The organism is Gelidibacter sp. (assembly GCF_053579655.1).
In genome coordinates this window covers 13,070-26,151 of the sequence record NZ_JBMDWE010000005.1, presented here as the reverse complement: position 1 = coordinate 26,151, position 13,082 = coordinate 13,070, and the positions used below count along the sequence as shown (strand labels likewise).

General features: G+C 38.4%; 11 protein-coding genes. 4 read left to right on the top strand and 7 right to left on the bottom strand.

What is annotated here, in order from left to right:
• Positions 1–19: 19 nt before the first annotated feature.
• On the bottom strand, positions 20–1,612 hold the full coding sequence (locus tag ACOH2D_RS04060; RefSeq protein ID WP_449534437.1) for a hypothetical protein: 1,593 nt from the start codon (positions 1,610–1,612) through the stop codon (positions 20–22).
• A 147-nt stretch (positions 1,613–1,759) separates the two neighbouring features.
• Here ACOH2D_RS04060 and ACOH2D_RS04055 point away from each other — a divergent pair, with 147 nt between their 5' ends.
• The 4 genes from ACOH2D_RS04055 (at position 1,760) to leuB (ending at position 6,312) form a co-directional block, all read left to right on the top strand.
• Positions 1,760–2,935, top strand: coding sequence for a 2-isopropylmalate synthase (locus ACOH2D_RS04055; protein ID WP_449534436.1), 1,176 nt, complete (start codon positions 1,760–1,762; stop codon positions 2,933–2,935).
• A 1-nt stretch (position 2,936) separates the two neighbouring features.
• Entirely contained in the window at positions 2,937–4,319 is a 1,383-nt protein-coding gene (gene leuC / locus ACOH2D_RS04050; protein ID WP_449534435.1) for a 3-isopropylmalate dehydratase large subunit, read from the top strand.
• Positions 4,320–4,508: 189 nt separating this feature from the next.
• Positions 4,509–5,099: a 3-isopropylmalate dehydratase small subunit gene (leuD, locus tag ACOH2D_RS04045; RefSeq protein ID WP_449534434.1), complete on the top strand. Its 591-nt coding sequence runs from the start codon at positions 4,509–4,511 to the stop codon at positions 5,097–5,099.
• Positions 5,100–5,193: 94 nt separating this feature from the next.
• Positions 5,194–6,312: a 3-isopropylmalate dehydrogenase gene (gene leuB, locus ACOH2D_RS04040; RefSeq protein WP_449534511.1), complete on the top strand. Its 1,119-nt coding sequence runs from the start codon at positions 5,194–5,196 to the stop codon at positions 6,310–6,312.
• A 51-nt stretch (positions 6,313–6,363) separates the two neighbouring features.
• Here the strand turns inward: leuB and argH are convergent, their stop codons facing one another.
• The 6 genes from argH to proC form a co-directional block, all read right to left on the bottom strand.
• Positions 6,364–7,653: an argininosuccinate lyase gene (gene argH, locus ACOH2D_RS04035; RefSeq protein ID WP_449534433.1), complete on the bottom strand. Its 1,290-nt coding sequence runs from the start codon at positions 7,651–7,653 to the stop codon at positions 6,364–6,366.
• A gap of 442 nt (positions 7,654–8,095) precedes the next feature.
• Complete coding sequence (locus ACOH2D_RS04030) at positions 8,096–9,157, bottom strand: M20 family metallo-hydrolase (protein ID WP_348034957.1); 1,062 nt, start codon at positions 9,155–9,157, stop codon at positions 8,096–8,098.
• Positions 9,154–9,930 (bottom strand): acetylglutamate kinase, encoded by a 777-nt coding sequence (argB, locus tag ACOH2D_RS04025; protein WP_449534432.1) that lies wholly within the window; start codon positions 9,928–9,930, stop codon positions 9,154–9,156. Before argB ends, ACOH2D_RS04030 begins: the two co-directional genes overlap by 4 nt.
• Positions 9,931–10,012: 82 nt before the next feature.
• On the bottom strand, positions 10,013–10,948 hold the full coding sequence (locus ACOH2D_RS04020; RefSeq protein WP_449534431.1) for an N-acetylornithine carbamoyltransferase: 936 nt from the start codon (positions 10,946–10,948) through the stop codon (positions 10,013–10,015).
• A gap of 151 nt (positions 10,949–11,099) precedes the next feature.
• On the bottom strand, positions 11,100–12,242 hold the full coding sequence (locus ACOH2D_RS04015) for an aspartate aminotransferase family protein (RefSeq protein ID WP_449534430.1): 1,143 nt from the start codon (positions 12,240–12,242) through the stop codon (positions 11,100–11,102).
• The gene (gene proC, locus ACOH2D_RS04010) at positions 12,239–13,039 is read right to left on the bottom strand and encodes a pyrroline-5-carboxylate reductase (protein WP_449534429.1); all 801 of its coding nucleotides are present in this window, start codon (positions 13,037–13,039) and stop codon (positions 12,239–12,241) included. The genes ACOH2D_RS04015 and proC overlap by 4 nt, the downstream gene beginning before the upstream one ends.
• Between the last annotated feature and the right edge of the window lie 43 nt (positions 13,040–13,082).

Sequence of the window (13,082 nt, the reverse complement as noted above, 5' to 3'; positions counted from 1 at the left end):
TGTCAGATATTAATATGACTTAGGATTTTTCTTTAGAAATAATCTTAAACGCACTTTTATCGGTCTTAGAAGCACTCTCTAATAAATACTTTTCTCGGATCACTTGTCCTACGGGTTTGTTCTCGATTTTGCTTTCCAGCCAAGAAATAATGTCCAGATACAAAAACGCACGACGCTCATAAGGATGGTCTTCATAGGTTTTTAAAGTCTTATGCAACGCGATAAAAGCTTCTTTCAAATCGTGTGGATAAATATCCTGTAATCCTTTGATAAACTTGATCATTTCTTTTTGAACCTCGTACAAATCGTTGATTTTTATAAGGAATTTGTAGGTGCTTTTCAGCAGACTTTCCAAATGATAATCCAACCCCGCTTCATAATGGGCGACCAAATTCAAAACCCGTGCAAAAACTTGCAAATCTTCACGCATGGAAAGCGATTTATTGGAAATAATTTTATCCAAATAGAAAATACACGCTTTATTATTACCAGCGCCAAACTGCATACTGGCAAATTTGTAGTAAAAAATCATCTTGTGGTGTTCATCAAGACGACTGCTGAATTTTTTTAATTTGTTTTCGATTCTTGGGATGAGGTTTAAGCCTTCATCAAAACTTCCATCAATAAAATGTTGATTGATGCGATGGAAATTTAAGTATAAAAACACTAAGGCTTCTACATTTTCATCTTTTGGGAAATCGGGATGCTCCAACTGATTTTCTAAAAGACGCAGCTGTTTCACAAACCTTGGTTTTTTTCTGATAAAGAATAAGGCTTCCAATAAATAGTTGTTACCCTTTAGGAAAAATACTGGGTTTAAGCTGATCATGTGCGGTTGCTCATGGAATAAATTGACCCATTTTGAAGCATAACGATAGCAGTTTAAAAAATCCTGAAGTAAAAAACTGTACCATAAATAGGAATTGTATAACCATAGTTTCTCTCTGAATCCCAATTCTGAAATTTCGAATTTCGGCAATCGGTCATTGAAATAGGCCGTGATTTTTTGAGCTTCCTCCTTATTTTTTACATAGCCAGATTTTAATATCATGCTGTATAATTGCAATGATAAATTGGAGAGTTTGCTGGTAATGACATTCAGTTCGCTTAATTTTTCAGCCTGCGTTGTAAGTTCGTCTGCACGGGTACTGATACTTCGTGTAATGTATTGCGATTCAATGATTTTTTCGAGTTCTACAATTTCATAGGCAAGATTTTTCTCTTCATGCTGCATGGCGAGTTCTTTGGCCTTTTCCAAAATTCGCAAACTTTGTTTATAAAGTCCTTTATGGTATAAAATGGAAGCAAAGTCCAGTTGTTCCCGAATTTGCGAACGGATATTTTGATGCGAAGGATTGAGTTTTAAACTGATTAAAATCTGCTTATATAAATGTGCTTTGACATTCGCCAACTGCTGTTTTTTAACGATGCCTGCCTTAATAATGGCAGGTTCGTCATAGGTATTGGACTTATCTAAAAGGTTAAAAAGGTTCAAAAATTTAGAGTCGGCATTCACTCCCAATCGTCCAACAAAGAGCTTAAACTGGCGCTTTTCAGACTTGGTTAATGATTTTACCAATTGAAATAAATTATCTTTTTGCTCCTTAGTCATCACGTTAAAACGTCATTTAAAAGTTTGTAAATCAAGCGGTTGTGGTGTTTAAAATCGATTGAACATCGTAAAAGCCACATCATTGCCTCTCTGAATTTAAATCCAAAGTATAAATTAGCTAGTCAATACAGAAATAAAATGCAACAAATGTCTGATAATAATGTTCAAATTTTTGACACTACCTTAAGAGATGGGGAGCAAGTTCCTGGCTGTAAACTCAATACCAATCAAAAGTTGATTATTGCAGAACAGCTCGAAAATTTAGGCGTTGATATCATTGAAGCTGGTTTTCCTGTTTCAAGTCCTGGCGATTTCAAATCAGTGGAAGAAATCGCAAAATTGATTAAAAACACAACGGTTTGCGGATTAACGCGTGCGGTTGAAAACGATATCAAAGTGGCTGCAGAAGCCTTAAAATATGCTAAGTTTCCACGCATCCATACAGGTATTGGTACGTCGGCTTCACATATTAAATATAAATTCAACTCCAATCAAGATGCGATTTTACAACGTGCTTATGATGCCGTAAAATTTGCAAAATCCTTTGTGGAAGATGTCGAGTTTTATGCGGAAGATGCCGGTCGTACGGATAACGAATTTTTAGCACGTGTGTGTGAAATGGCCATAAAAGCCGGAGCAACCGTATTAAACATTCCAGATACTACGGGTTATTGTTTGCCAAGTGAATATGGAGCGAAAATAAAATATCTAAAAGAAAACGTAAAAGGCATCGAAAAAGCCATCTTATCCTGTCATTGTCATAATGATTTAGGCTTAGCGACAGCAAACTCGATAGAAGGCGTCATCAATGGTGCCAGACAAATTGAGTGTACTATTAATGGGATAGGCGAACGTGCCGGAAATACCGCCCTTGAAGAAGTGGTCATGGTATTGAAGCAACACCCTTATCTTAATTTGGACACCAATATCAAAACCCAACATTTATATGGGATCAGTCAATTAGTGTCGGATAGCATGGGCATTTATACACAGCCAAATAAGGCGATTGTTGGCGCTAATGCCTTTGCCCACAGTTCAGGGATCCATCAGGACGGGATGATTAAAAATAGAGGAACTTATGAAATCATTAATCCAAAAGATGTTGGCGTAACAGAATCTGCCATTGTGTTAACCGCCAGAAGTGGTCGTGCAGCTTTAGCCTACAGAGCTAAAAATGTGGGCTATGAATTGACAAAACTACAATTGGATGAAGTCTATATTAACTTCTTGAATTTTGCAGATATGAAAAAAGAAGTCAATGATAAAGATATTCACCAAATCATTGAAACGAGTAAAGTATATAAACAAATAATTTCAGCTTAAGATGGGAAAAACCTTATTTGACAAAGTTTGGGATGCTCACGTAGTTGATACGATTGAAAACGGCCCGCAAATTCTATATATCGATAAACACCTGATTCACGAAGTGACGAGTCCGCAAGCTTTTAATGAGCTTGAAGAACGCCAGATTCCAGTGTTCAGACCCGATCAGATTGTGGCCACTGCCGATCATAATACGCCAACTGTAAATCAGCATTTACCAATTAAAGATGAGCTTTCCAGAAAGCAATTGGAACAACTCTCTGAAAATTGCGAAAAAAACAACATTACCCTTTATGAATTAGGTCATAAATATAATGGTATCGTTCACGTTATGGCACCAGAATTGGGCATAACCCAACCGGGAATGACCATTGTTTGCGGCGACAGTCATACGTCAACGCACGGCGCTTTTGGAACCATTGCCTTTGGGATTGGTACCAGCCAAGTGGCACAGGTTTTTGCGAGTCAGTGTTTGCTGCTTAGCAAACCAAAGAGTTTACGAGTTACGGTTAATGGCAAACTGAAAAATGGCGTGCTTTCTAAAGATGTCATTTTGTATATTATTTCAAAAATCGGAACTAATGCGGGCACCGGTTATTTCTGTGAATATGCAGGCGATGTGTTTGAAAACATGTCTATGGAAGGTCGTATGACCGTTTGTAATATGAGCATTGAAATGGGCGCTCGTGGTGGCATGATCGCACCTGACGAGACCACTTTTGAATACATAAAAGGTCGAGAATTTGCACCACAAGGAGCGGAATTTGATAAAAAAGTGGCTTACTGGAAAACACTTCCAACAGATGCCGATGCCGTTTTTGATAAAGAATACCACTTCGATGCCGAAGATATTGAACCGATGTTGACCTACGGAACCAATCCAGGAATGGGGATCAAAATTTCAGAATTTATCCCTGAAACCAGTGATGCGTCGTTTGAAAAAGCACTGGATTATATGAACTTTAAGAAAGGAGAGACCTTAATCGGCAAACCTATCAATTTTGTGTTTATAGGCAGTTGTACCAATTCAAGAATTGAAGATTTCAGGATTGCAGCCGATTATATTAAAGGCAAACGAAAAGCAGATAATGTCACGGCATGGTTAGTACCAGGAAGCAAACAAGTCGAAGCCCAAATTATCGAAGAAGGTTTAAAAAGCATTTTTGATGACGCCGGATTTGAATTGCGTCAACCCGGATGTTCCGCGTGTTTGGCGATGAACGATGACAAAATTCCACAAGGCGAATATTGCGTCTCAACCTCCAATCGAAATTTTGAAGGTAGGCAAGGTCAAGGCGCGCGTACTATATTAGCAAGTCCGTTGATGGCTGCTGCAACCGCGGTAGAAGGAAGGATAGTTGATATAACGAAGCAGTTGAATTAAAAACAGTATCGACGAACCTGTAAGGTTTTCAAAACCTGACAGGTTTGAAATGTACAAGAATTTATAAAAAAAGCTAGAGAAAAACATTCGTGTATTCGTGGCTAAAAAAAATAAGTAAAAAAACAGCAGCATTTCAAATTAGGTGCTAATAGATTCCCACCTTCGTGGGAATGACAAATAGATTATTTGATGGAAAAATTTAAAACATTAAAAGCAACAGCAATTCCGTTAGAAATTGAAAACGTGGATACGGATCAAATCATCCCTGCACGTTTTTTAAAAGTGACCAACAGAGATGGATTCGGTCAAAATCTGTTCAGAGACTGGCGATTTGGGAAAGATGACATGATAAATGCAGATTTTGTATTGAATCAATCCCAATTTGAAGGCCCGATATTAGTTGCTGGCGATAACTTTGGATGTGGGAGCAGTAGAGAACATGCCGCTTGGGCATTAACCGATTTTGGATTTAAGGTGATCGTATCCAGTTTTTTTGCAGATATTTTTAAAGGGAATGCGCTAAATAACGGATTACTTCCAGTTCAGGTTAGTCCTGAATTTTTGAAGGAATTGATGAAAACCATTAAAGCGGATCCAAAGACCAGAATTAATGTTGATTTGGAAGCTCAGACTATTGGTATCGACGGCTCCAATCATTCAGAAAGTTTTGAGATTGATGCCTACAAAAAAACATGCATGATCAATGGCTATGATGATATTGACTATTTGTTGAGTAAAAAAGAGAGTATAGAGAAATTTGAAAAAAGTCTACAAGTCTAATTCCTTGCGGAATAAAACTTGGGTTAAAAAGAAATAAACATTAAAATAAATGAAGACATCCCGAAAGCTTTCGGGACTGCCTTCGCAGGAATTTATGAAATTAAAAATAGCTGTATTGCCAGGAGATGGCATTGGTCCGGAAGTTACTGCACAAGCTGTGAAAGTATTAAAAGCCATTGCCCAAGAATTTGATCACACGTTTCAATTTAAATATGCATCGGCGGGTGCCATTGCCATTGATGAAACAGGAGATCCCATGCCTAAGGAAACTCTTGATTTGTGTAAAAATACTGATGCGATTTTGTTTGGTGCCATTGGCGATCCAAAATACGACAATGATCCATCAGCTAAAGTACGTCCGGAGCAAGGTTTGTTGAAACTGCGCAAAGAATTGGGTTTATACGCCAATATCCGACCAGTTAAAGCCTATGATACACTTTTGGACAAATCGCCGTTAAAAAAACAAATCATAAAGGGAACGGATATTTGTATCTACAGAGAGTTGACAGGCGGTATTTATTTTGGAGAAAAATATCTTAGTGAGGATGGAAATACAGCATCAGATTTATGTGTGTATTCACGCTTAGAAATTGAACGCATCACGCATTTGGCATTTAAAGCCGCACAATCCAGAAAACGTAAAGTCACTTTAGTGGACAAAGCGAATGTTTTGGAATCCTCACGCTTATGGCGAAAAGTGGTTACCGAAATTTCGGAAGAATACAAAGATGTTAAGCTCGATTACTTGTTTGTTGATAATGCAGCCATGCAAATCATCTTAAACCCAAAACAATTTGACGTGATCTTGACGGAGAATATGTTTGGCGACATCATCAGTGATGAGGCAAGCGTTATAGGCGGTTCTATTGGCTTATTGGCGTCTGCATCGGTTGGAGATAAGCATGCCATGTTTGAGCCTATTCACGGCTCTTATCCGCAGGCAAAAGATTTAGGAATCGCCAATCCGATTGCATCTATTTTATCTGCTGCCATGTTATTGGATCATTTTGAACTTTATGAAGAAGCCGAATTGATTAGAGAAGGCGTTGAGCGTTCATTGAAATTAAACATCACAACACCCGATTTAAATTCAAAATTCAATCATATCTCCACCACAAAAGTGGGCGATTTTATTGAAGATTTTATCAATAATCCAAAAGACACTAATATGAATTTCACAAACATTCATTTAGGACAATCTACTATTATTTAAGTTTAATGGTTAGTCAGATTTTTAGATAGTAGCTCTTCAGAAAAGCATCCTTCACGGATGCTTTTCACGTTTAGGGAACTTGGCTCTAATCTCCTCCAAGCACAAATTTCCAATACTTCCTTGATGCGTATGCTCTTTAGAAGTATCAGGCTTATAAGTGCCCTCCTGAACCTGTTTGCCAATAATTTGATAAGCCTCACGGAAACTCATGCCATTTTCAACAAGCGTATTGATGTTGTCAACCGTAAATAAATGCTGGTATTTGGCATCGTTTAAATCGATGGCCATAACCTCTACTTGCTGAATGGCATAATTGAACACATCCAAAATATCCTTCACATCATTGATGGCAAGAATCATGTTTTCTTTTAGCAACTGATAATCGCGATGGTAACCACTTGGAAGATTATTGGTAATCAAAATCATTTCCATTTGTAGCGCCTGAATTTTATTACATTTCCCACGAATCAGTTCAAATACGTCAGGATTCTTTTTATGAGGCATGATACTGCTGCCTGTGGTCAATTCATCAGGGAAACTTACAAAACCAAAATTTTGGCTCATATACAAGCAAATATCCATGGCAAAACGCGCCATCGTATTACATAAACTTCCTAGAGTCAAGGCCATGGTACGTTCACTTTTGCCACGTGCCATTTGTGCCGCCACCACATTGTATTTTAAGGTTGCAAATTGCAGTTCTTTAGTGGTCAATTCACGGTCAATTCCAAAGGAACTGCCATAACCAGCTGCTGAACCTAACGGATTTTGATCTACCGTTTTTAAGGCGGCATTGAGCAAATAAACATCATCAATCAACACTTCCGCATAAGCAGAAAACCATAATCCAAAAGACGACGGCATTGCTACCTGTAAATGCGTATAGCCAGGAAGTAATGCTTTTTTATGAGTTTCGGCTAATCCTAATAAGGTATTGAAAAACACTTCTGTTTTATCGTAAATGATGCCCAGTTGTTCTTTGTAGAAAAGCTGCAGGGCGACTAAAACTTGATCATTACGTGAACGTGCGGTATGAATCTTTTTACCGACTTCGCCCAAAATTTTAGTGAGTTCAAATTCGATTTTGGAGTGCACATCTTCAAATTGCGGTTCAATAGTGAAGGTGCCCTCTTCAATTTGTTGTGCCAAATTTTTTAATCCGCCTTCTAATTGCTCTAATTCTTCTTCGGATAAAATACCGATCGATTTCAACATTTTAGCATGTGCCAAAGATGCTTGCACATCATATTTAGCGATGTGTAAATCAATTTTCCGATCGTTCCCAACCGTGAATTGTTCTATTTTTTTATCTATACTAATTCCTTTATCCCAGAGTTTCATAAAATTCCTGCGAAGGCAGGAATCTAAACCTGCGCTTCTTTTTTTAATTATTTTATTATGATGCTAAGTTTTAAATCAAAGCTAACATCAAATCTTAATTCTATTTTACATTATTTTAGATCGACGCTCTTCGTGGAACTTTATGTCTCCTTTGCGCAACTTTGTGTCACAGCTTTACGATTATTAAAACCCTCTGCTCTCAATAAATTTCCCGCAGATTTTCGCAGATCGTTGACGCTAAATGCTTCAAATTCCAAATCAATTCTAAATTCTATTTATAATATCTTCTTCAATAACCGTACATACAAATCATCCCTTCCTCTGTCACATAGATCGCAGTGCGAAATGCTTACAATCTTCATCGATTTCACTATATCTCAGAACGTCTTAATTCTTACCAAGACCAAGTCATTATTCTTTTATCTTGATTCTATATTTTATTTCACAATATTTCTTGCAATAACCTAATATACAACTCAATCCCTTCCTCAATCTCACTAATATAAATAAATTCATCTGCCGAGTGTGATCGCGTACTATCCCCAGGACCTAACTTCAACGACGGACAACTTAAAACAGCCTGATCAGAAAGTGTTGGCGACCCGTAGGTTGCTCTTCCCAAGGCGATTCCTGCTTTTACCAAAGCATGGTCTTTAGGAATGGACGACGAATTTAAACGTAAACTCCGTGGAATGATGCTGCTGCATGGCGATTCCTTTTGAAGGATTTCTACAATTTCTGTATTCGTGTAGCAATCATTCACGCGCACATCCACCACCAAATCCACTTCGGCAGGCACGGCATTATGTTGTTTTCCTGCTTTTATTTGAGAAACTGTCAATTTGACTTCGCCCAAAACAGGCGATACTTTTTCAAATTTATAATCTTTAAACCACTCCAACACTTTGATGCTGTTATAAATAGGGTTATCGGCATTTGGATGCGCCGCGTGACTTGGCGTGCCTTTTACTTTAGCATCAAAAACGACCAAGCCTTTTTCAGCAATGGCGAGTTGCATCAAAGTTGGTTCGCCCACAATAGCAACGTCTATTTTTGGGATGATTTTCAACATGCTGTTTAAGCCATTGGGGCCGCTGCTTTCTTCTTCTGCGGAAGCGACCATGACTAAATTATAATTTAAATCTTTATGATCATAAAAATAAACGAACGTGGCCATTAAAGAAACCAAACAACCTCCGGCATCATTACTACCCAAACCGAATAATTTACCGTCTTCTACAATAGCCATAAAAGGATCTTTAGTATAGCCAGTATTTGGTTTTACCGTGTCGTGGTGCGAGTTGAGCAGCAAGGTGGGTTTGGTGGCATCAAAATATTTATTGATGGCCCAAACGTTATTTTCTGTTCGTTTGTAATCGATATGGTAATTTTGAAACCAGTCTTCTATTAGTAGTGCCGTTTGATCTTCTTCAGATGAAAACGAAGGCGTTTCTATGAGCTTTTTTAACAATGCAATGGCATCAGTGGTCAGTTTTGGTGTCATTTGGTAATGGTTGTAAAATTAGCATTGGATTCAAAAAGCATTTCCGGTTTCCCGATGCACACCTTATGGACATTCTTTTCAATGGCATGAATACAATTGTTCAGTTTTGGGAGCATACCGTCGGAGATGATTTTATCATCAATTAAACTTTGATAGTTTTTCGTCGTAATCTGTTTGATGACCGAATCTTCATCATTCACATCTTTTAAAACACCGTTCTTTTCAAAACAGTAATACAATTCCGTTTGATAGTGATCGGCAAAACCAATGGCCAATTCGGAAGCAATCGTATCGGCATTAGTGTTTAAAAGTTGTCCTTTCTGATCGTGGGTCAACGCACAAAATACTGGCGTAACTTTATGCTCCAATAAAACTTGGAGGATTTTTGTGTTTACTTTTATGACATCGCCCACCAATCCATAATCGATTGTTTTTATAGGTCGTTTTTTCGAAACAATAGTATTCCCATCAGCGCCAGAAAATCCGATGGCATTGCATTTTTTGGATTGTAATTTTGCGACAATATTTTTATTGATTTTCCCGGCATACACCATCGTGATGAGGTCTAAAGTAGCTTTGTCGGTAATACGTCGGCCATCGATCATTTTAACTTCCAATCCCAATTGATTGGCAAGTTGCGTGGCTAATTTTCCACCACCATGAATCAATATTTTAGGAGATTCAATGGCAGCAAAGCCTTCCAGAAAAGACGATAATGCCGCTTCATTATCAATGATATTACCGCCTATTTTGACGATTTTGAGTGTTTTCATAGTATGCCCGTGAAAACGGGTATCTTTTATTTTCTAAGACCTGACAGGTTTTTGAAACCTGTCGGGTTTGACTTAGATCCTTTTATATGTTTTCTAAAATATTTTTCAGTACTACTTGCGCAGCAAAAGTTCTGTTATTCGCTTGTTTGATGACTATGGAATTATTCCCATCCAAAACCGCATCTTCTACCACCACATTCCGTCTTACCGGTAAACAGTGCATAAACTTAGCGTTGCCTAATTTTTCTTGGGTCATCATCCAATTCGGATCTTGATTTAGGATTTTGCCATAATCTTTAAAATTGCTCCAGTTTTTGACATAGACGAAATCGGCGTCTTTTAGAGCCTCTTCTTGATTATGGTTGATGGGCGTATCTTTAGTGATGTTTGCATCAAGTTCATAACCTTCCGGATGTGTGATGGTCAAATCGACTTCCATCTTTAGCATCATTTCCACAAACGAATTGGCAACGGCCTGAGGCAATGCTTTTGGATGTGGGGCCCAAGAGAGGACGACTTTAGGTTTGCGTTTTTCCGAAAGTTCAGTTATCGTAATTGCATCCGCCAAAGCCTGTAAAGGATGTGACGTGGCACTTTCCATATTCACGATAGGCACGGTGGCATATTTTATAAAACTATTCAAAATGTATTCTGAAGAATCTTTTGCTTTATCTGTAAGCGTTGGAAATGCGCGCACTGCAATGATATCTGCATATTGAGAAATCACTTGTGCGGCTTCCTTGATGTGTTCAGAACTGTTGGCATTCATGATGCTGCCGTCTTCAAATTCAATGTTCCAGGCATCGTTAACATTAAGGATGCTCACGTGCATTCCTAAATTACGTGCTGCTTTTTCAGTGCTTAAGCGCGTTCGTAAACTCGCATTGAAAAACAGCATGACTAAGGTTTTATTTTTTCCTAATTCCGAAAATTCAAAAGGCTGCATTTTAAGTAAAATCGCTTCCTTTATCATTTCAGAAAGATTTGAAATGTCTTTTATTTCGGTGTATTTTTTCATCGAAAATTTATTTTTCATTCCCGCGAAGGCCGGAATCTTTTATGACTTCCCACGATTCCGATAACTATCGGTTGGGAATCCCTTAAATTTAACTTTGTTCATTTTTCAAACCTGACAGGTTTCAAAAATCTGTGAGGTTTTACAATTGATTTTAAGCACCATTCATCATCAACAATTCCTGCTTTAAAGCATCGAAAAACAAATCAATATGTTTTTTCTGAATCGTTAACGGAGGTAAAATCCGTATCAAATTTGGATTTTTGGCACTTCCTGTAAATATCTTATGCGTGTGAATCAATTTCTTTCTTAATTCTGCCACTGGAAAATCGAATTCTAAGCCTAACATGAGTCCGCGGCCTTTGATACTTTTCAAAAGTGGTAGATTCTGTGCTTTTTCAATAAAATAAGCCGACATGTCATCTGCGTTTTTCATCAGCTCTTCAGTTTCCAAAACTTTTAAAACGGCTAAAGATGCGGCGCAAGCCAAGTGGTTCCCACCAAAAGTGGTACCCAACAATCCAAATGAGGCTTTAATATCTGGATGAATTAAAATACCGCCAATTGGGAAACCGTTGCCCATGCCTTTTGCCATAGAAATAATATCCGGTGCCCAGCCGTACTTTTGAAAAGCGAAGAAATCGCCCGTTCTTCCAAATCCAGACTGCACTTCATCTGCAATTAACATGACTTTGTAGGTCTTGCATAATTTTTCCAGACCTTGATAAAACTCAGACGTACTTTCATCCAAACCACCTACACCTTGAATCAATTCGATAATGACGGCACAGGTTTCTTCTTTTTTAAGGATGTTTTCAACAGCGTGCAAATCGCCTAAAGTCACAAAGTCCACATGCTGTTGTGCGTTTAATGGCGCTACAATTTTAGGATCATCTGTTGCTGCAACCGCTGCTGAGGTGCGTCCGTGAAAGGAGTTTTTAAACGCTAAAACATTTTTCTTTCCGGTATGGAACGACGCCAGTTTTAAGGCATTTTCATTCGCTTCTGCGCCCGAATTACATAAAAATAATTGGTAGTCCTTACAACCTGAAATGCGTCCGAGTTCCTCGGCTAAGGCTTCTTGCAGTGGATTTTGAATTGCGTTGCTATAAAATCCTAAGTTGCTGACTTGGTTTGAAACTGCCGACACATATTCGGGATGGGAATGTCCGATGGAAATCACGGCATGACCGCCGTATAAATCTAAATATTCAACACCTTTATCATCATAAACCGAAAGGTCTTTGGCCTTTACTGGCGTGATGTCAAAAAGTGGATAGACATTAAATAAACTCATATTTGTTCTTTTTTAATGTTACTGATTTTATTGTAAGAGGCGACCATACCTTGTATCAATGACGAACTTAAACCTTTGTGCTCCATTTCGTTCAAGCCTTCAATGGTACAGCCTTTTGGAGTAGTCACTCGGTCAATTTCTTCCTCTGGATGATGGCCATTGGCAATTAGTAGATTGGCCGCACCTTCACTGGTGTACATGGCCAATTCCTGAGCTTCTTTAGCATCAAAACCTAATTGAATCCCCGCTTGCGTGGTCGCACGAATAAGACGCATCCAAAATGCGATGCCACTGGCGCAAACCACAGTAGCCGCTTGCATTTGTGATTCCGGAATGATCAACGAATGCCCTAAACGATTGAAAATAGCCTCAGCCACTTTAATGCGTTTGGCACCCTGTGTATTACTACAAATGCAGGTCATCGATTTTCCAACGGCTATAGCAGTGTTTGGCATGGCTCTAATAATATACTGCTCGGCACCAATAATAGCTTCCATTTTGGAAATATCAAATCCGGTAACCGTAGAAATGAGCACGTGATTATCTGTAATTAGCGGCTTGATATCTTTTAGAACCTGTTCCAAATGTGACGGCTGCACTGCGAAAATTAAAATATCGGAGTTTTTGACCGCCAAATTATTATCCGTGGTAAGCGTGACATTTTTATAGCCTTCAAATTCGGAGATACCTTCCGTATTTCTTTTGGTAAGATATAAGGTCGTTATCGCATTATTGGTAATCAGACCTTTTGCGATGGATTTCCCCAGATTTCCTGTGCCTATGATTGCTATTTTCATATACATGCCCGCGAAGGCGGGTATCTCATTAATGCCTATAATG

Coding starts and splice junctions, on each gene's coding strand:
- ACOH2D_RS04015 (WP_449534430.1), bottom strand. CDS start 12,242: ATGAGTTTATTTAATGTCTATCCACTTTTTGACATCACGCCAGTAAAG.
- ACOH2D_RS04055 (WP_449534436.1), top strand. CDS start 1,760: ATGTCTGATAATAATGTTCAAATTTTTGACACTACCTTAAGAGATGGG.
- ACOH2D_RS04060 (WP_449534437.1), bottom strand. CDS start 1,612: ATGACTAAGGAGCAAAAAGATAATTTATTTCAATTGGTAAAATCATTA.
- ACOH2D_RS04020 (WP_449534431.1), bottom strand. CDS start 10,948: ATGAAAAAATACACCGAAATAAAAGACATTTCAAATCTTTCTGAAATG.
- leuB (WP_449534511.1), top strand. CDS start 5,194: ATGAAATTAAAAATAGCTGTATTGCCAGGAGATGGCATTGGTCCGGAA.
- argB (WP_449534432.1), bottom strand. CDS start 9,930: ATGAAAACACTCAAAATCGTCAAAATAGGCGGTAATATCATTGATAAT.
- leuD (WP_449534434.1), top strand. CDS start 4,509: ATGGAAAAATTTAAAACATTAAAAGCAACAGCAATTCCGTTAGAAATT.
- ACOH2D_RS04030 (WP_348034957.1), bottom strand. CDS start 9,157: ATGACACCAAAACTGACCACTGATGCCATTGCATTGTTAAAAAAGCTC.
- argH (WP_449534433.1), bottom strand. CDS start 7,653: ATGAAACTCTGGGATAAAGGAATTAGTATAGATAAAAAAATAGAACAA.
- leuC (WP_449534435.1), top strand. CDS start 2,937: ATGGGAAAAACCTTATTTGACAAAGTTTGGGATGCTCACGTAGTTGAT.
- proC (WP_449534429.1), bottom strand. CDS start 13,039: ATGAAAATAGCAATCATAGGCACAGGAAATCTGGGGAAATCCATCGCA.